11 protein-coding genes are annotated in these 19619 nt (G+C 41.4%); 8 read left to right on the plus strand and 3 right to left on the minus strand.

The genetic code is table 11. The features are described from left to right. The first annotated feature begins 10 nt into the window (after positions 1 to 10). From B160_RS0106500 to B160_RS0106515, 4 genes are all read left to right on the plus strand, one after another. Positions 11 to 1267, plus strand: coding sequence for a type II toxin-antitoxin system HipA family toxin (locus B160_RS0106500; RefSeq protein ID WP_245562156.1), 1257 nt, complete (start codon positions 11 to 13; stop codon positions 1265 to 1267). 428 nt (positions 1268 to 1695) lie between these two features. Continuing rightward, complete coding sequence (locus B160_RS0106505; protein ID WP_018627085.1) at positions 1696 to 4692, plus strand: AAA domain-containing protein; 2997 nt, start codon at positions 1696 to 1698, stop codon at positions 4690 to 4692. A gap of 1235 nt (positions 4693 to 5927) precedes the next feature. Next, positions 5928 to 6803, plus strand: coding sequence for a cysteine hydrolase family protein (locus B160_RS0106510; protein ID WP_071597006.1), 876 nt, complete (start codon positions 5928 to 5930; stop codon positions 6801 to 6803). A 140-nt stretch (positions 6804 to 6943) separates the two neighbouring features. Beyond that, positions 6944 to 8836, plus strand: coding sequence for a beta-N-acetylhexosaminidase (locus B160_RS0106515; RefSeq protein WP_071597007.1), 1893 nt, complete (start codon positions 6944 to 6946; stop codon positions 8834 to 8836). 519 nt (positions 8837 to 9355) lie between these two features. On the opposite strand, the gene B160_RS0106520 is transcribed toward B160_RS0106515, so the two are convergent. Further along, the gene (locus B160_RS0106520) at positions 9356 to 9583 is read right to left on the minus strand and encodes a hypothetical protein (protein WP_018627088.1); all 228 of its coding nucleotides are present in this window, start codon (positions 9581 to 9583) and stop codon (positions 9356 to 9358) included. A gap of 47 nt (positions 9584 to 9630) precedes the next feature. Between B160_RS0106520 and B160_RS0106525 the strand changes: the two genes are divergently transcribed. Further along, positions 9631 to 12831, plus strand: a complete 3201-nt coding sequence (locus B160_RS0106525; RefSeq protein WP_018627089.1) for a SusC/RagA family TonB-linked outer membrane protein — start codon at positions 9631 to 9633, stop codon at positions 12829 to 12831. 93 nt (positions 12832 to 12924) lie between these two features. Next, entirely contained in the window at positions 12925 to 14550 is a 1626-nt protein-coding gene (locus B160_RS0106530) for a RagB/SusD family nutrient uptake outer membrane protein (protein WP_169540005.1), read from the plus strand. A gap of 217 nt (positions 14551 to 14767) precedes the next feature. On the opposite strand, the gene B160_RS0106535 is transcribed toward B160_RS0106530, so the two are convergent. Then, complete coding sequence (locus tag B160_RS0106535; RefSeq protein ID WP_018627091.1) at positions 14768 to 15661, minus strand: AraC family transcriptional regulator; 894 nt, start codon at positions 15659 to 15661, stop codon at positions 14768 to 14770. Positions 15662 to 15890: 229 nt separating this feature from the next. Between B160_RS0106535 and B160_RS0106540 the strand changes: the two genes are divergently transcribed. Then, complete coding sequence (locus tag B160_RS0106540) at positions 15891 to 16940, plus strand: LacI family DNA-binding transcriptional regulator (protein WP_018627092.1); 1050 nt, start codon at positions 15891 to 15893, stop codon at positions 16938 to 16940. A gap of 6 nt (positions 16941 to 16946) precedes the next feature. Here B160_RS0106540 and B160_RS0106545 read toward each other — a convergent pair whose 3' ends face one another. Further along, entirely contained in the window at positions 16947 to 18533 is a 1587-nt protein-coding gene (locus B160_RS0106545) for an alpha-L-fucosidase (RefSeq protein WP_157557936.1), read from the minus strand. 298 nt (positions 18534 to 18831) lie between these two features. Between B160_RS0106545 and B160_RS0106550 the strand changes: the two genes are divergently transcribed. Next, entirely contained in the window at positions 18832 to 19575 is a 744-nt protein-coding gene (locus B160_RS0106550; RefSeq protein WP_018627094.1) for an SDR family NAD(P)-dependent oxidoreductase, read from the plus strand. Positions 19576 to 19619 lie beyond the last annotated feature (44 nt).

The raw sequence follows: 19619 nt of genomic DNA on the forward strand, positions 1-19619 counted from the left end.
CGAAATACACATGGCAACCAACATAAAAAAAGATATACAGGTATATGCACACTGGCAGGATTTACAGGATCCGGCAATCATGGGTACATTATCTGTTTCACCAGCCAAAGGCAAAGAATCTTTTTCCTTTGAATATGCAGATGTATGGCTAAAGTCAGGCTTTTCTCAAACGATTGACCCCGATTTGCAATTATATTCAGGCGCATATTATCCACGGGGGGATAAACCCAATTTTGGTGTCTTTTTAGATTCATGCCCCGATAGATGGGGCCGTGTATTAATGCAGCGCAGGGAAGCCGCAATAGCAAAGCAGGAAGGCCGGACAGTAAAAAAATTATTGGAATCGGATTTTTTATTAGGAGTATTTGATGGACATCGCATGGGTGCATTACGTTTTAAAGCAGAACAGAATGGTCCATTTTTAAATGATAATAAAGAAATGGCTGCACCACCATGGACATCATTAAGAGAATTGGAGCATGCAAGTTTGAAGCTTGAAGAAGACAACACAGACGACCCCGAATATGTAAAGTGGTTAAGTATGTTGATAGCTCCTGGTTCGTCATTAGGCGGTGCAAGGCCAAAAGCGAGCGTCGTAGATGCAGTCAATAATTTGTGGATTGCAAAATTCCCCAGCAAGAATGATGAAAAAGATGTAGCAGCATGGGAAATGACAGCAAACCAGCTGGCAATAAATGCCGGCTTAAACATAGCAGAAGGAAAACTTCAAAAATTCAACAATAAATATCATACCTACCTCACAAAGCGTTTCGATAGAACGGCAGATAATAAACGCATTCACTTTGCATCAGCAATGACATTATTGGGGTATATTGATGGAGATGATGCTGCAGGCGCAAGTTATCTCGAACTGATGGAATTTATATCAAAACATGGTGCCTCAGTAGAAAAAGATTTAGAAGAACTCTGGCGTAGAATCGTATTCAGTATATGCATAAAAAATACAGACGACCACTTGCGAAATCATGGCTTTCTGCTTACTAATAAAGGCTGGTTGTTATCACCAGCCTATGATATTAACCCTAATGAATACGGCAAAGGGTTAAGTATAAATATCACTGATACAGATAACTCACTTGATTTGAACTTGGCAAGAGAAGTAGCTGGTTATTTTCGTCTATCAGATAAAAAAGCGGATAGCGTAATCCACGAAACTTCAGGTGTCGTTAAAGATTGGAAAAAAATAGCCTCCACTTATAAAATATCAAATGCCGAACAGGAAAGGATGTCTGCAGCATTTATTTAACGTTATTATTGTAGCGGATAAAAGCTACAAAACTCTGATCAAGGCTTCTTTAAGCTCCTTTTTAATTGATCCTTATAGAAAAGTTATATGCCAGGTTGACGGTCTGGCAATTCACAAAACTTCAAAAAATCTTCAATAATTAAGTTCAATAATATGGCAATAGCCCACTCTGTTGTTCGTATGCCCGTAGAGTTTAGCTATGACGATTAGGTAAACAGAATTATCTGACTCTAAGTTTCAAAGACTTTGTTACAAATTCCATATCAATAGTCAATCGGTTCAATATTCAAATCATTTTTTTAACTTTAAAAGTAGCGTGAGTTAGAAAGTGGGTATTCTCCAGGAGATATTTTTAAAAAGCCTGAAGTGATCTGCCATTCAATTTATAAACAATGCTAATATTATCGCCAGGCAAATAAACCTTCAATATGAATTATAAAAGATGGTTAACCTATTGGAAGAAGAGTCTCGCGGATTCGTTAAGAGCCGATATTGAACCTGATAAGCTTCCTCATTTTGAAATAGAAGACTTTGAGATCCTGACGAATCGACTTTCTGAATTGGGACCTGTTAATGAACTCATCGACATTGAAGAAGCCCGTATCAATTATAAGAATGGTATTACAGATAATACGAGCGAAAAATGGGAGTTTATAAGAGAGATACAGGTGATCATTGCCCCTTTTAAATTAAGGTCTGTCGCAGAACACTTAATGAGCCCGAATGGTAAAAAGACCATATTTCCATTCTGGTACTATGCAATCGTAAACAGAAATGGGGAATTGAAAGTTCCTGAGGAACATTTTCCTGCTTTTCAACGTAAATATCTTGACCCTTTGGCGGATGAAAAAACTGATTTTATTTTTAGTTCAGTTGAGGCTGTTGACAAAGCCGCCGCATTGGGAAAAGAAGAGTATAAATCTTATAAAGAGTATATCATCTATGTTAAAGAGGTCTTTCGTTCCGCCGTTGATCAGGACGTTGAACAATACAGTACAGGAGTGTATGAAACATTGAACCATGCAGTAGTGCTGCTACCTGAGGAAGAGATTAATGCTGCTGTCGGTATCATTCAGCTGTACGAAAAAATCCTGAATGAAAAAAAGATACCGGCGCTGCTCCAGCGTTTTATTACGCTCAAAAACGATAAAAGTACGACACCGAAAAATGTATCAGAATTAATAGCCCTCAATATATTGCATCTCGGGCAAATGGGTTTTGATTTCCCCATTTCGATTTCTCAAAGAAAAAGTTTGTACACCTTTTTGAATGCTAACGATCAGGTTTTTGCAGTGAACGGACCTCCCGGCACCGGGAAAACAACATTGCTGCAAAGCATTATAGCAAATAAAATGGTGGAAAGTGCTATTGCAGGAGAGAACGCACCTGTTATACTTGCCTGCTCTACTAATAACCAGGCAGTAACCAATATTATTGACAGCTTTTCAAGGTCCAACACGAAAGAAGGTACACTTCAAGGGCGCTGGCTACCAGCTATAGAAGGCTATGCTACCTATCTTCCCGCAAATGGGAAAACAGAAGCAGAGCTAAAAGGTATTCACTATAAAAAGCTAAGTGGGGAGGGAATATTCAGTAAAATTGAAAATCGCGAATATTTGGTTGAAGCAAAGGACTATTATATGCAGAAGAGTGGAGCCTATTTTGGGGAAGAGCTGATAAGTGTAGATGAAGCTGTTATAAAGTTACAAAAGGAGATTCGTGCAATTAAGGCTGTTCTTGAAAATTCAACAGAAATATGGATGAATTATCTTGAAGCGGAGCAATTATTTACGAGAAGCTATTTATTTGCTGACCGGGCCGGTACCCACTACTTCAAGGAAACGATCCTGCATGAAGATCAGTTCAGGGCTGACATCACTGATTTGGAAAAGCTTGAACAGCGAATCATCGTTTATTTCAGGACGGAACCCTTTTTCAGAAAGTTGGGATGCTTTTTAGGAATTAAATCAGCAGAACGGAATAGGATCTCGGAAGTAAAAATAATCCTGAGAGGATCACTGATTGAGCTGACGGAAGATTTTAGGTTTACCAAAGCTGATATACTTGGATATATCGATACAAAAATTTTATTGGCTAAAACAATAATAAAAACTGTTGAAGAATGGAAATCCTGGAAATCGAAAAATACGATTAAAGGTAATCCTCCCAGGTCAGAAGAGGAATATTGGGAATTTGAATTGGCTAAACCAAAGAACCGGCAATCTGCCAATTGTTTTTACGACGAGTTGGATATCAGTTTAAGACATAAGGCTTTTCAATTGGCGTTACACTATTGGGAAGGGGCCTATTTGATACAACTGGACTCTGATTTATCCGATCCGAACTTTGACAAAAAAGGAATGAATGCCGTAATGAATCGTTGGCGAAGACAGGCCAAATTAACGCCTTGTTTTGTCAGTACTTTTTATATGGCACCGAAATTCTTCAGCTATTTTAAGTTTTTACAGAAAGGGGACGGCGGAAAGAATATTTACGACAACCCTCCTCTTTTAAATTTTATTGACCTGCTAATAGTCGACGAAGCGGGCCAGGTTTCGCCGGAGGTAGGGGTAGCGACTTTTTCTATTGCCAAACAAGCTGTTGTTGTTGGGGATATAAAACAAATAGAGCCGGTTTGGAATATTCCCAACAAAGTAGATATTGGAAATCTTAGAAAAGTTGGTTTGATCAAAAATTATGATGACCTTATTTATGAAGAAGAGTTTGACCCAAAAGGGTTTTTGGCTTCAACCGGCAGTATTATGAAGATGGCACAAAATGCTTGTAATTTCAAAGAAGAACATTTAGACGAAAAAGGAGTAATTCTTACAGAACACAGGCGATGCTTTGATGAAATTATTACGTACTGTAATGTATTAGCCTACAACGGGCTGTTAGTTCCACTAAAAGGAAAAGCACCTAAGGATCTATTATTTCCACCCATGTATTGTATACATGTAGAGGGGAGCTCTATAGTTACAGGAACAAGTAGACAGAATGAAAATGAAGTTAAAAGAATAATAGAATGGTTGGTAACATATAAAAAACAAATTCAGAATAAATATGGGAAGCTGGAAGATGCTGTGGGAATTATTACACCATTTGTAGGTCAGAAAAGATTGTTGAAAAACGCTTTAAAACAGGCGGGCTTTGATACCAATGTTTTGAAGGTAGGTACAGTCCACGCTTTACAGGGGGCAGAAAGATCTATCATCCTATTTTCAATGGTCTATGGAAAAGGAGACTCGGGCTCCATGTTCTTTGACAGGGATAATAAACCTAACATGCTGAATGTTGCGGTTTCCAGGGCAAAGGATAATTTTATTGTGTTTGCGAATACAGCAATATTTAATAAAAATGCGAAGACCCCTTCTGGCATTTTGGCTAAACATTTGACTTATGAAAAACAAGTGCAAGGTAAATAACTCATGAACATTTTTAAGAATGGTAAGTTAATCTGCATAAAAACATATTTATGAAATGAGTTCTAAACAGGTCCCAGCTCTCATTTGTTGGCATTTTGACAGTCTGGCAATTCACAAAACTTCAAAAAATCCTCAATAACTAAGTTCGCATCTTCTCCGGTCCGGTACTTAACGAAATACAATACCAAATGTATCTCGTCTTTTTACACCCCTAACTAATGGAATGCCAATAAGTTATAATTCGGCTTTGGGAGTTAGATTTTATGCCAATTAAACGCCCTCGTTTTTTGCAACAAAAAACATAAGATAATGTGGAAGAGGATGTTAGCTTACTTTTTCATTAGTTAGATATTCACTTAAGGGTTTATGCATCTCTCTTGTTATAACATTGCGCGATGTGATGAAGTGGAAGTTCATGGTGTGACGGAAGGATTGCTTTGACGAATTAAAAAAGAACCTTGTCTCTTAACAGCCTGTAGCGCTTCTGAATAGTCATCGTTCAATGATTATATTCTCTCTGTATAAAGGTCTATAAGAAGTGCTGCAGACGGTTAATGCCTTTAGCCAACAAGATATACAAACTTTTCTCAAACAGGTTTTTGGTTTTAGACAATCTCTCAGGGGAACTTATTAGAGATTTATTATCCCTGCTTTTCCAGCCACATTAAAATTCGAACAGCTGGTAACCGTTAACGTTAATGTCAGACATAGAAATGAGAAAAAGAAAATGGAAGTAACCGACCGCCAATTACATGCTGCTGCAGCAACCGCAACCATTATTATTTTAGAATTCAGATCCTCGTAAAATTCATCTAACGATATTTTTTTCACTTTAAAGTCTAACAAGTATGAAACACAAATTCAATTCGTTTTCGTGGCATGCGTAGGACTAGTGCAGCTCCCAGAAGTTACCTGGAAGCGCCCGGTAAAATTAACGATCAAAAAGTAGTGCAGTTGAAACATGACGTACGCGGTGTGCTTATGCCATTCATATGCGGTACTTTGTAGCCAATTGTAGCAAAAAAGACGTATCCGATGAATCCGGAATAAAAAAGGCATCGCAATGAAGGGTGATCATCGATACCTTCAATAAAAGAATTTGCAATAGCAAGAAATTATCAACAGAGCATAAAACAGGATAATATTTGATACTGTTATCAGGCTATTGGTGAATATTTTTACCTGTGCCAACGACATAAGAGCTGATAGGTAATTAAAAATAATGTGTTTGTGCAATGAAGGAAGTGTTTTCACTAAAAGAGGCAGTTGTTGCTGTAGTGTTGTCTGCTTTACTATTTACGAGTTGTGGCCGTCAACCCCCTCATGAATTGGTGTTAAATCTGCAAAAGAGATTGCCGGCAGCGGCAAATGACAGTGCTATAAAAACAGTAACCACCCCGCAACACTGGAAGGCAACCGAAACCGCCATTGTTATCTGTGATATGTGGGATAAGCATTGGTGTGCAGGAGCGACCCGAAGAGTAGTGGAAATGGCCCCCGCCATTAATGATTTTATTACCGCAGCCCGCAGTAAGGGCGTTTTGATTGTGCATGCACCGAGTGGCTGTATGAAATATTATGAAAACCATCCTGCGCGAAAAAATGCCACAAAGTGGCATGCCGCCAATACGAATTTTGATGTATGGAGGTATAAAACAGGACCGGAAGCGGGTTTCCAATGGCCCATTGATTCTGTAACACAAGGCTGTAATGATACACCTTATTGCAAGCCTGAAGATGTATGGACAAAAGAGAACGACCTTATAGAAATAAAAGATGAGGACATTATCAGTGATTCGGGTTCCGAGCTGGCTGCTGTTTATAAAAATAAGGGGATCCGGAATGTTTTGATGTTGGGCGTACATACGAATATGTGTGTTATCGGTCGTTCTTTTGCTATTCGCAGCCTTAAAGAGCAGGGGATAAATGTAGCCCTGGTCCGGGATCTGACGGATGCTATGTATGATTCAAGGCAGTGGCCCTATGTTTCGCATTTTACCGGAGTAGGCTTAGTAGTGAATTATATAGAGCAATATTTATGTCCTACGGTCGTTTCGTCTGATATAACCCATAAACCTGCATTCCGATTTAAGGAAGATGACAGGAAATAAAAGCAAATCGTCTGCAACACGGATATGAGTAGGCCGGTTTCAATAAGACAATTTCAGATTGCTATAGCTTGTATGAAGTTTTTAATACCGTTGCATAAGCCAGCGGAATCAATATTTTTCAGACCTTAAAATGTGCTCTAATGAATAAAGTTGTTATAAGTAGATTTTGTTGGATGTTATGCGCGTTCAGCAGTTTGTTTCTGAGTAATGGTATTAAAGCTGGCAACCCAAATGGTATTTCTATTATACCGCAACCTTCCAGCATCAGCGTTACAAGTGGTTCCTTTGTCCTGGAGCCTTCCGTATCTATTTATACTACTTCCAAAGATGAGGATCTGCAAAGTACTATAAAGTGGTTTCGTGATAAGGTGGCTGCAGCAACAGGGATTGTGTTGAAACAGGCTAAGGGTAGTAAATCCATTGGCATTCAAATAACGGGTCCATCAAATGCCCTGGGCGAAGAAGGGTATAAGCTGGAAGTATTGCCGGCAAAGATCAATATATCTGCGAGTGCTTCTTCCGGGGTCTTTTATGCACTGCAGACGTTGTTGCAGCTGCTTCCTCCAGACATAGAATCCCCCTCGCTTCAACAAAATATACCGTGGGTCATTCCTTGTGTTGAAATAACCGATTCTCCGCGTTTCAAATACCGCGGAATGATGTTGGATGTTAGCCGACATTTTTTTACAAAAGAGGAAGTGAAGCGTTATATTGATGAAATGGCCCGTTATAAGTTTAACATACTGCACTGGCATCTGAATGATGATGAAGGCTGGCGTATTGAGATAAAAGGGCTTCCTAAGCTTACTTCTGTGGGCGCCTGGCGCGTAAAGCGAACCGGCCATTGGGGTACTTTTATTCCACGTCTCCAGGGGGAAGAGCCAACATACGGGGGATATTACACGCAGGATGACGTGAAAGAGATCATTGCTTATGCAAAAAAGAAATTTGTAACCATTATTCCTGAAATTGACGTACCGGGTCACGGGTTATCCTTAATAGCATCGTACCCTGATCTCAGCTGTACACAATTGCCTTATGGCGTTAACGAGGGGCGTAAGTTCTATACAAGAGATGATAATGCTTTGTGCATTGGCAACGACACGGTATTTAGTGTGTTGAATACCATTTTCAGCGAAGTTGCCCAGTTATTTCCTTCAGAATATATACATGTTGGCGGAGACGAAGCTTACAAAGGATTCTGGCGGAAATGCCCGAAATGTCAAAGACGCATAAAAGAAGAAGGATTGAAAGATGAAGATGGTTTGCAGAGTTATTTTATAAAGCGGGTCAGTACGTTGTTAGCATCAAAAGGCAAGCGACTTATTGGCTGGGACGAAATACTCCAGGGAGGAATTGCTCCCAATGCGATCGTTATGAGTTACCGGGGTATGGATGGCGGCATCGAAGCGGCTAAAATGAAACACGAGGTCATTATGACGCCCGCCAGCCGTACATACCTCAATTTTTACCAGGGAGAAACCATTGTAGAACCGCCTGCCGGAGAAGCGATGTGCCGCATGCGGGACAGCTATACCTATGACCCCGTGCCAGTGGGCGTAGATCCTGAATTTGTGCTGGGCGGGCAAGGCTGCCTATGGTCAGAGCATATTCCCACATATCGGCATTTACAGTACCTGATGTGGCCAAGAGGTATGGCATTATCAGAAGTCTATTGGAGTAAGCCTGGAAATAAAGACTGGAAGCATTTCATCAATAAGGTGGAGCACCATTTTTTACGATTGAATGCTGCAGGTATTAAATACTCAACAAGTATGTACAATGTTATATTTCATACGCACCGCTTAAATGACTATGATTTTTCAATCGAACTCGCTACTGAAATTGAAGGATTGGATATCTATTATACATTTGATGAGACAAATCCTGATCCGTATGCTCAAAAATTTACGGGGGAGCCTATTGTATTTCCCATAGGTGCCACTCATTTGAAAGTAATTACATACAGAAACGGAAAACCGATAGGGGCCCAAATAAACATGCCTAAAGAAACCTTGTTAAAAAGACTCTAGGTGCTGCTATTTGCCTGTATAGGGCTGTTTCAATTTCCCGAAACAGCCATTTTTGTTTTATAGCTGATAGGAACGTGCCATTCAGCAGAGATCAGGAAAAAGAATAGAGCCCCTGTTCCGCTATATCATCTTGCGCAATTTATTGAGCGGATTCCGTATGAATGATTAAACAGGACTTGCCGGGTGGTTGCCGCGAATGTGCCTTCAACACTGTGTTTGGTAAGATATTATATCGACGCCGATAAATGGCTGCCGGCTTTTTGTGGATGATATGCAGAACTCTTGCGCTAACAATTCCTCTATTCATACGCAACCAAAAACAGCTCTTTATCGGGATATTCTCAACAATATTCGTGACCTATTTGCCGTTTTTCAGACAAATGGAAGCCCTTTGCGTACTATAAAAGATCCGTTATTCAGGATCGTCTTATGCACCACGCTACCGCAATCTTCCTGGTGCCGGGCGCATGATTTCGCAAGGCGCCCGGCAGCAAAATTTGTTTCACGGAACAGGAGTGATTATGCTCCCATGGCCTGCGCCACTTTTGAAGTTCGTTCTGTATGATCGTTATCTACCTGCACAACGGGTACAAACGGTTTCCCTTTTTCAATGCCGCTCAGAATATCCTTTGCTGCACAGGAAAAGTAGCGAAAGAAAATTTTTTTCCTAGCCTGAATTTCTATCACCGCCCCGGTATTCAGGAAGCTGTTAATATACTCTAAGCAAAGGATAATATAACGGAGCATAACACAATGGATTCATAGTAGTATTGTGGCGCAAAATATTTATACTTATGAGTCTAGGTTTAAAATTTGACCGAAAAAAAGGCGTACCCAGCTTTGCCGTAAAGCTGTTTTTTATTGGGTTGTTATGCTGTTTTTCAGCAGGTGTGGCGCATGCGGCTGTCACTAATACTGTAAAGGATACTTCAGATACCCGGGTTGCGGGAAGGGTTACGGATGCTTCCGGCGATCCAATGGTTGGGGTGAGCATCCAGGTAAAGGAAGGCGCAGCACATAAGGGGACGGTAACAAATAAGGAAGGAAGGTTTGTACTAAATGATGTGCCGTTGGGAGCTACTTTGGTTGTTTCCTACGTAGGCTATCAAACCATGGAAATAGCTGCAGAAGAAACAGAAATGAATATTGTCTTACAGGACGAGTTAAAAGAATTGGAAGAAACGGTCGTTGTCGGATATGGCCGGCAAAAGAAAAAACTGGTTACGGGCGCTACTGTAGAAATTAAAGGAGATGATATTAAAAGCAGGGCCACCTTATCTCCGTTAGCTGCCATACAGGGGCAGTCTCCCGGTGTCAGTATTACCTCAACAGGTGGTAACCCAGGTGCGGGTTTCAATATTAACATTCGAGGAGCCGGAACAGTGGGGTCTACCACACCGCTGTTTTTAGTGGATGGCGTGCAGGTTTCTGATATCAGTTACCTGAACGCTTCTGATATTGCATCCATTGATATATTGAAAGATGCTGCATCAACAGCGATCTATGGGGCTCGGGCTGCTAATGGTATTATTATCGTTACTACCAAAACTGGTAAAGCAGGCTTCTCCCAGGTTTCTTTTGATGGCTTTTACGGCATTCAGAATCCATCAAGAAAACTTAAAGTGCTTAATGCCACCGATTATATGAACATGATGGATGAGATGTATGTAAACAGTGGCTGGACCTCTTTATATACGGATCCATCTTTAAGACAACAATTGCTGAGTGATGCCAGTGGAGGAACAGATTGGATCGGGTTGCTATTGGCGAAAAATGTTCCTGTAAAAAATTATAGTGTTAATGTCCAGGGGGGTACTAAAACATCAGTGTACTCAATTTCCCTGTCGATGTTTGAGCAGGGAGGCATCGTTGGGGGGCCGGATCTGTCTAATTTCCGAAGAACCACTTTTACTGTGAATACGGAGCATAAGCTGTACAAGGACATCCTGGTTGCAGGGCAGCATTTAACCTATGTAAATTCAAAATCCACAGGCGGTAACTATACTATCCGGAACGCCATCCGGACGCCATCGATCCTGCCGAATATGGATAAGGATCATCCATCAGAATATTATTACAACAATACAGCGGCAGATGGTGGCGATAACGTGTACGGGCTGTGGTCAACCGAGATCACGAATCCTTATGCACTGATGATGCACGGTGGTAACAGTGTTAATAATTCAAATAAACTGATCGGCGATGTATACTTTGACATCAACCTGAGACCCGATTTGAAATTCAGGTCTTCTCTGGGTATTGAATATTTAGCGGGCAGGGGGCGTAATTACAATCCGGGTTATCCTGACCTGAGCGCGAATACCAATGCATCGACCTCGGTTTCTGCGGTGAACCAGTCATCGGATGAAAGTTTAAGTCAGTTGCTGGAAAACACATTAACCTATACGCCAAAAGTGGAGAAGGGGCACCATTTTAATGTATTGCTGGGTACTTCGGCACGTAAATATAATTATGAGTACCTTGGTGCGAGCAATAAAAATTTATTATACGAAGGGTTTGATTATGCGTGGTTAGACAATGCATCCGGTACCAGTACATCGGGTAGTATGGGAATGAGAAGCTACCCTTCAGAAGACAAGTTGTTTTCTTATTTTGGAAGAGTCAATTATGATTACAAAGGAAAAATAATGGCGACGGCCATTGTCCGTTCCGATGGATCTTCCCGGTTTGACAGAGATCACAGGAGAGGTGTATTCCCCTCTTTTTCTGCAGGATGGAATATATCCAACGAAGGTTTTCTGCAGGGGGTAAACTGGGTCGATTATCTTAAAGTGAGAGCCAGCTGGGGACAGAATGGAAACATGAACATTCCTGCTTATTATTACCTGGCATTGGTGAATTACAGTTATCCGTATGCATTTGGTCCGGATGGGAACCAGGCAGTTGGATCTGCATTAACCAACAGGGGTAATCCCGGTTTGGGCTGGGAAAAATCCCAGTCATCCAGTGTTGGTTTAGATGCACGCTTTTTAAGAAATCGCTTATCCTTGACGTTCGATGTGTATAACAAAACAACGAAAGACTGGCTTGTTTCCCAAAACCTTCCCGATGTATATGGTGTAAGTCAAACCTACATTAATGGCGGGAATGTAGTGAATAAGGGAATAGAGCTGCTGCTTTCCTATGCAGCTAATGCAGGAAAAGACTTCACGTATGCTGTTTCCGGAAACGTGGCCTTTAATAAGAACCGCGTGAGTGATATTCCCACAGATGATGGTATCCTGCATGGAGGCGCTCATACTTTATATGACGGGTCTGTTGAGGCTACAAGATCGCAGGATGGCTACCCCTTAGGATACTTCTGGGGTTATCAGACCAGCGGCGTATTTCAGTCAGCAGACGAGGTAAGCAACTATAAAAATAAAGACGGCATTATCATACAGCCGAATGCAAAACCAGGTGACCTGATATATGTGGACAGAAATGGCGATGGAGTTATTAATGCACTGGATAAGGATATCATTGGAAATGGCCGCCCGGATGCTATTTTTGGACTGACTGTAAACCTGGGATATAAAGCGTTTGACTTTTCTGTTGTAGCCAATGGTGTTGCAGGTAACCAGATCTTACAAAACTATATAGATCCCAACCGGAATTTCTGGAATATAACACAGGATATTTATGACGGGCGCTGGCACGGGGAGGGCACCTCCAACAGGTATCCAAAAATAGATGCTCAAATGTCGAACTGGGTTAATTTTTCTGATGCGTTTCTGTATAGTGGAAGTTATCTTAAGATCAATACCGTTACCCTTGGTTATGACTTTGCCAGATCTGTTATTAAGAAAAGGAATCTGAGTCAGCTTCGATTATATGTAACGGCGCAAAACCTGTACAATTTCACTTCATATAATGGTATGGATCCGGAGATCGGAACGGGGAGCAATGGCGTTGATAATAGTGAGGTAGGCCGGGATACGGGCCTGTATCCACATGCCCGGACGTTTTTGTTAGGTCTTAATGTGAAATTCTAAAATTTTAAAAATCACCTGATCATGAAATTTTTACGTGTTATACTTTTTATATTTTTTACAATAGCAATAATGACGAGCTGTAAAAAATCTTTTTTGGACAGTTATCCCGCTACCCAACAGACAGAAGCTACTTTTTTTGACACTTATGATAAAGTGTATGAAGCACTGGTAGGCTGTTATAATGGAATGCGGGGCTGGTCCAATGATGCAGGTAATTATGCCTATAATCTCGGATCAGAAATGAAATCGGATGATGCTTCCGGTGGTGGCGGTGTTTCAGATGGGATGACGGTACAGGTCGTAGACCGGTTTGATATCAGTATATCCCCGGGGGCTGTTGACATCTATTCTGTAGTATGGAAAGGCGCCTTTACCACCATTGCCCGTTGCAACAATTTTTTAAAAAAGGTGGACGATTTTGAATGGGATGATAATGGTGCATTTGCTACGGATCATTCTTTTAAGAAGGCTGGTGCAATAGCCGAGGCCCGTTTTATCCGTGCGTATATTTACTTTTGCTCAGAACAGTTGTGGGGACATTTGCCACTGCTCACCGAAACTACAGAAGATCCGGGCGCTCAGACCCAGGCTTCACCACAGGAAATTTATGAACTGATCGTTAATGATTTAAAGTATGCCGCCGGGAATCTGCCCCCTTCTTATGCTACTACTTTAAATGGAAGAATTACTAAATATGCGGCAGAAGCACTGCTGGCACGGGTGTATTTATTTTATACCGGCTACTATGGAAGAACGCAAATAGAGTTGCCAAGGGTCAACAAAGCGGAGTTTTTAAACCATATGTCAAATGTATTGACAGAAAATGAAGTAAAAGCATATCTGGAAGACATTATTGCAAATTCCGGTTGCCAATTGATATCAGATTTCAGAGCACTCTGGCCCGCAGGTGCTTCGGCGGCTGGTTTGAACTATATAGGCGAAATAAACAATGAGATCCTGTTCGCCATAAAATATGGGTATACCAATGGAACCAAATCTGTATGGACCTCAAATATTGGCGCCAGGAGTTATACCATGGCTCCTTATGGAAATGGCTGGAGCATAGCTATAGCTAACGGCTCACTATGGAAGAATTGGGATCCGGCGGATGTCAGAAAGGGGGCTTCTTTATTAAATGTACTGGCTGAGTCCAACACATTTAATGCCGCTCATCCTTATGACGATGACGTGGCCGGTCTGGATGTAAGAGAGTATCAGCATGTATTTTTTAAGAAATATCTGAATCAGACAAATGCAGAAGGTGTAACCCTATTTGGTATGAATACCGGCGATTTAAGCTCCATGCACAGCTCCCAAGACTTCTTCATTATCCGGTATGCAGATGTATTATTGATGGCCGCAGAATTGGGTATTGATGCGCAAAATAATTTTAACCAGGTCAGGAACAGGGCTTATGGAGGTAACGCTCCGTTTAAGGCAGCTACTTATGAAAACATTATGGACGAAAGACATTATGAATTTGTAGGTGAAGGGCTACGTTACTGGGATTTGTTGCGCAGGGGACTTGAGTACGCAGCAGACGCCATTCAGATCCAGGCGCCCGGTGTTCAGGCAAGAAATGCCCCCAGCCTTTATGGATCGTCCAACATCATCATAAAGCGCGAGCGGGTTATGGCTACTTACGGGCTAAGCCAGATTCCGGGAACCCAGGTAACCTTATCGAATGGGAAACTCATTCAGAACGAAGGATGGAACTAATGATGTAAAGATTCTTCGTAGAATTAGTAAAATACTTATTCGACCAGCCGCACAAAGGGATCTGCGGCTGGTTGTTTTATTTAATAGAACAAGGACCTTCATGCCAATAGAATACAACATAAAAGACTACCCATTATGGCGGAAACGGCGATTACACCGGCCAGCTTCCGCCCGAAGGCCTGCCGAAACCTCATTCGTATCTGCAGGCAAAAGAATTTTATCTGGCATACATTTTCCGGCTATACTCTAAAGGGCTTCGCTTATTTATTTTTCTAAACTGATAATAGAAATTAGACAAACTGTCAAACCCACAGGCATAGCCAATTTCCTTTATCGATTGCCGGCCCTGTCTGATCATTTGACAGGCCTTACTGATCCTGTATTCCGTTAAAAATTCAATATATGTTTTATTGGCCTTTGCTTTGAAATACCTGCAAAAGGATTCCCTTGTGAGGTTAGCGATCTGGGCTATTTTTTCTATTGTTATATGTTCATCATAGTTTTCATAAGTATAGTTTAATATACTTGCATAGCGTTCATCTTCTACAGGGTCCTGCGCATGATATTTCCGGTCGGAAAGCACCTTATAGTCTTTCAGGGTAGAGAGACTTTTTAATATTTCAATCAGTATGATCACCTTATCCAGCGGTACTGTTCGCCTAAAAAATTCTTCGAAAAGCGGGATGATATTTTCTTTAGCAGCTTCTGTAAAGCTTAAGCCATGTTTTGCGAGATGAAACAAATCATAGATGCTTTTAAATTCGGGGATGATATCTGTTCCATTGCCCAGGAAGTTTTCTTTGAACTGTACCACCATCGCCTCGGGTTGTGCTTCTTTTGTGTTGTTTTTGCAAAAGAATTGTGGTTCGTGCAGAAACGCATGCGGCGTATTTTTTCCTATGAGTACTAAGTCATTATCTCCAAACGCTTCTACAGAATCACCCACTATGCGGGTTCCTTTTGATCTTTTAATGAGGATCAATTCTATTTCGGGGTGATAGTGGCAGGTGTTGGAAAGCTTGCTTCCAAGTTCAATTTTTGAAAAAAAACTTTGATCTGAACTGGATGCTATGTATTTCAGGGATGGCTTGTGTTGCTGAAAAATACTCATGAGCTTAAGTTAAATCTTCAATTAAAATGGAAATCGATTTCCAATATACTAAAAAATAAATTTTCTTAAAAATTTATTTTTTAGTATATTGATTATTATTGGTTTATGATTGTTTTGTAATTTTTATTTTATATAGAATATTTTTATTTGGAAAACGATTTCATCATAAAGTTTATTATATTTACGCACCGGAAGAAAGTATTGCCCTGGCTTAATAAACTTTTAAAAAATGAATGTTCAGCGTTCCAAGGAAAAAAGGATCACCATACATGATATCGCCAGGGAAATAGGCATTGCGCCCTCTTCTGTATCAAAAGCGCTGAATAACTTGCCTACGATCAGTGACCGGATCAAGGTCCTTGTACGAGCCAAGGCAAAAGAACTGAACTATGTGCATAATTCAGGTGCGGCAAATTTAAGAAAGGGTACTTCCCAGTTAGTTGGGGTTGTTGTGCCAAGAATTAATGCCGCTTTTTTTTCTGATGTGATCGCGGGAATCGAGGAAAAATGTTTTGAGTACAATCACCGGCTTATCATCTGCCAGTCTGATGAAACATTTGTTCGGGAAGTGCAGGCTGTGGAAACTTTAATACAACAAAATGTGGATTGCATTCTTATATCGCTCTCGAAGGAAACAAAAACGAATCTTCATCTTAAAGAAATAGTCGACAGGAATATTGAGCTGATACAATTTGACCGAGTTGATGAAAGTTTTAAGAGCCACATTATTGTAAATGATAATGAGAAAGTTGCCTTGAAAGCTGTAAAGCATTTGCTCTCCCAGGGATATAAACAGATCGCTTACTTTGGCGGTGCTGAACATATACCTGCCTATAAGGAACGTAAAAAAGGGTACCTGGCGGCGCTTAAAAGTGCCGGCATTAACATCCCGTATCAGCATGTAGTAGATGATGTATCTCAAAAAGAACGGGCTTATATAACCGCCATTGAATTACTCAAAGGTAATAACCCGCCCGATGCTTTTTTTACGGTATCGGATCATGCTGCTTTAGGCATACTAAGTGCCATAAAAGAGCTGGGATTAAAGACCCCGGAGGATGTGGGAATTGTTGGCTTTGCAAACGAAACCTTTACGGAGGCCACCTGCCCTACCTTAACATCGATTGATCAGCAAAGCAGGAAAATGGGGCTTATGGCTTCTGATATTTTCTTTAAGAAATTTCGGGAAAAAGAAAAACAGCCCTCTTTAAGGAAGCAGGAAACACTTGTGATCAAAAGCACTGTGGTGATAAGAGCTTCTTCTTCCAGGAAGAAGTGAATTACATCAACACCGGATCTTGAATCCGTAGGTAAGAGATTCGGATTTATTGAATTTTTCTTTCCACTCAGATGGAATGAAAATCGTAAGACCTTTGGAGCTGTCATAGGACCATTTTAAAGGCTGTTCAAATCCAAGAAAATGAATGTTACTGCCCCTGGTGGGTTTTACCGTTTTTAAAATGAACTCCTCCCCGGGCCAATTGTAAGAGAACGCATACACAATGTTTTCGCTTTTTGCCCTGGTAAAGCGGATCTGTTCTCCTTCTTTCCATTGCGCCCCGGGGCGCGGGCGCGTAGCATAGATCCCTTCCCCGTTTTTGCGCAACCAGATGCCTACTTCATTTAGTTGCTCTATCGCTTTTGAATGAAACCTTCCATTCAGATCCGGTCCGATGCCTACCATGAAACTGCCTCCTTTTGAAGCTGCATCCACAATGTTTTTTACAACCCATGCAGCTCCTTTGTAATGTTCTGTATCTGGGTCATAAGAGAAAGTATCCCCCAGTGGATAGATTACAAACCATGGTGTATCTGTATTTTCTTTGTCGCCGGGTACAAAGCCTTCGGGAGTATAATAGTCGCCATAATTACCAATACCCCGTGCCCGGTACATCACGTCCGGCCGCAGCTTTCTTAAATGCATCAGTGTTTCCCTTAATTGAGGCCATACCCGAGGGCCCAGCCATTGATCCAGGCATATCATGCTGATGTCTCCATACCGGGTGATCAACTCTTCTAACTGTGTTCTGTGCCGTTGCATCATTCGGGTTACTTCTGCATCGGTAGGGTTGGGTTGTATGACCAGACCCGATTTCCGGAAATATTCCTGTGGGTTCTTAATTTCTGGTTGCAGATCTTTTCCAACGACGGCTATTTTTGAAGCATCGGGTACCTGGACCGGATGCTGATTATAGGGCCTGAAATCGCAGTCGTACCAATCCGGGTGGGAAAAGTACAGGTCTATCTTTAATCCCCTTTTATGCGCTGCTGCACATAGCTCCCGGACAACGTCCCTTTTAAAAGGGGTTTCCATAATGCTGAAAGCAACATTGCAATCTTCCATAACAGGTCCGCCGGGAGCCGTCCAGTTCATTCTTTTCTTTATTCTTGTTTTTGTGTCAAACATCGAAAACCCGTCATGATGTTTCGTCGTAAATGTAAACATCTTCGCACCCCAGTTTTCAAAGAGCTGTGTCCATTCATCCGCATCAAATCCTGTAGGATTCCATGTCTTATGTAAGTCCTGATAAGCCTGTCGTTCTGCAAAAGACATTTGTAAAAACGGCCAGGATTCCTGCTGCAGCTGAAGAATAGAGTACAATCCCCAGTGCAGACGAATGCCAAACTTCATGTCCAGGAATTGTTCATAAGCTTCATCAGAAGCCCATTTATAGGAAGCAATGGGTATGTCTTCTATGTAACCACAGGTGCGCTTATAATGTCCATCAGTAACGGGTAGGCGATGCGTAAAAGGATGCTGGCGAAAAGGAGCTGCAGTGCCGGCAGAAGGGAGAAAAGAGCCGGCCTTTCCGGTTATTAGGGCGGCGGCGGCGATCCGGGAATTTTTAATGATAAAATTACGTCTGTTCATCTGGAAATTATTTAACTGCGGGTTCATACATTAAAACAGGAGCTAAATAATCAACTATTTATTTAAGCAGGCTCCTGTATATTATCCAACGGATGCTGTTTGTTTACCCCGGAATGCACAAGCTGTCCCGCTGATTACAAAGATAAGCGCTGATTTTATTAGATTATTTCCGGGTGTAAGCGGATTAGGTAACATCAAAGAAGCTTATGATAATAATCAGTACCATACCTCCATTGATTGTTATTTCCTTTGTTTTTGATGGGTCTGATATTTAAATCAATGATCTATATAAATAAAGATGAAGATACAAAATAAAACGGCGATCATTACCGGAGGCACACAGGGTATTGGGGCTTCCACGGCACTGGAACTTGCTCAGAAAGGGTATCATATTGCCCTGGTGGCACGCCATTCCGGAGATGGGGCATTGCAAAAGGAGATAGAAAAAAAGGGAGTAAGCTGTCATACCATTGAAGCCGATCTGGGCCATGAGGACAGCTGTTCAAAAATTGCACAGGAAGTAGATGAAATGCTAGGAAATATATATGCGTTGATTCATTGTGCAGGAGGCGCTGCCCCCGGAAGTTTGCTAAACGTGTCCAGGGAAATATGGTATCAGGCTTTTGACATTCATATACACGCAGCCTTTCATTTAAGCAGATCTGTGGTTCCTTACATGAGAAAAAATAAGGAAGGCTTCATCACCTTTATTTCCTCTGCGGCGGGTATAAGGGGAGTAAAAAATGCATTGGCTTATGCCGTGGTAAAGGGGGCGCTTCCCCAGCTTACCCGCTGCCTCGCTTTTGAGCTTTCTGATGATAATATCAGGGTCAATTGTGTTGCTCCCGGCGTTATAAGAACGCGCTTTCAGGATTTTCTTACACCCGAGCAGGTAAAGAATAACCTGGAAAACAGGATTCCCCTGCATAAAGAGGGATCTCCGGATGAGGTGGCAGCCGTTATCGCAATGCTGATTGATAATGGTTTTATTACAGGAGAAAACATAATCATTGATGGTGGTATGAGTATGCGTGTGGTATAAATACACAACCCTGTATCCTTTTTATATTCCCGTACCCTGCTGTC

Source organism: Niabella aurantiaca DSM 17617 (assembly GCF_000374125.1).
Lineage (GTDB): Bacteria > Bacteroidota > Bacteroidia > Chitinophagales > Chitinophagaceae > Niabella > Niabella aurantiaca.

What these genes read in the sequence shown, in the direction of transcription:
- B160_RS0106500 (WP_245562156.1), top strand. Translation starts at nt 11, where the DNA reads ATGGCAACCAACATAAAAAAAGATATACAGGTATATGCACACTGGCAG.
- B160_RS0106505 (WP_018627085.1), top strand. Translation starts at nt 1,696, where the DNA reads ATGAATTATAAAAGATGGTTAACCTATTGGAAGAAGAGTCTCGCGGAT.
- B160_RS0106510 (WP_071597006.1), top strand. Translation starts at nt 5,928, where the DNA reads ATGAAGGAAGTGTTTTCACTAAAAGAGGCAGTTGTTGCTGTAGTGTTG.
- B160_RS0106515 (WP_071597007.1), top strand. Translation starts at nt 6,944, where the DNA reads ATGAATAAAGTTGTTATAAGTAGATTTTGTTGGATGTTATGCGCGTTC.
- B160_RS0106520 (WP_018627088.1), bottom strand. Translation starts at nt 9,583, where the DNA reads ATGCTCCGTTATATTATCCTTTGCTTAGAGTATATTAACAGCTTCCTG.
- B160_RS0106525 (WP_018627089.1), top strand. Translation starts at nt 9,631, where the DNA reads ATGAGTCTAGGTTTAAAATTTGACCGAAAAAAAGGCGTACCCAGCTTT.
- B160_RS0106535 (WP_018627091.1), bottom strand. Translation starts at nt 15,661, where the DNA reads ATGAGTATTTTTCAGCAACACAAGCCATCCCTGAAATACATAGCATCC.
- B160_RS0106540 (WP_018627092.1), top strand. Translation starts at nt 15,891, where the DNA reads ATGAATGTTCAGCGTTCCAAGGAAAAAAGGATCACCATACATGATATC.
- B160_RS0106545 (WP_157557936.1), bottom strand. Translation starts at nt 18,533, where the DNA reads ATGAACAGACGTAATTTTATCATTAAAAATTCCCGGATCGCCGCCGCC.
- B160_RS0106550 (WP_018627094.1), top strand. Translation starts at nt 18,832, where the DNA reads ATGAAGATACAAAATAAAACGGCGATCATTACCGGAGGCACACAGGGT.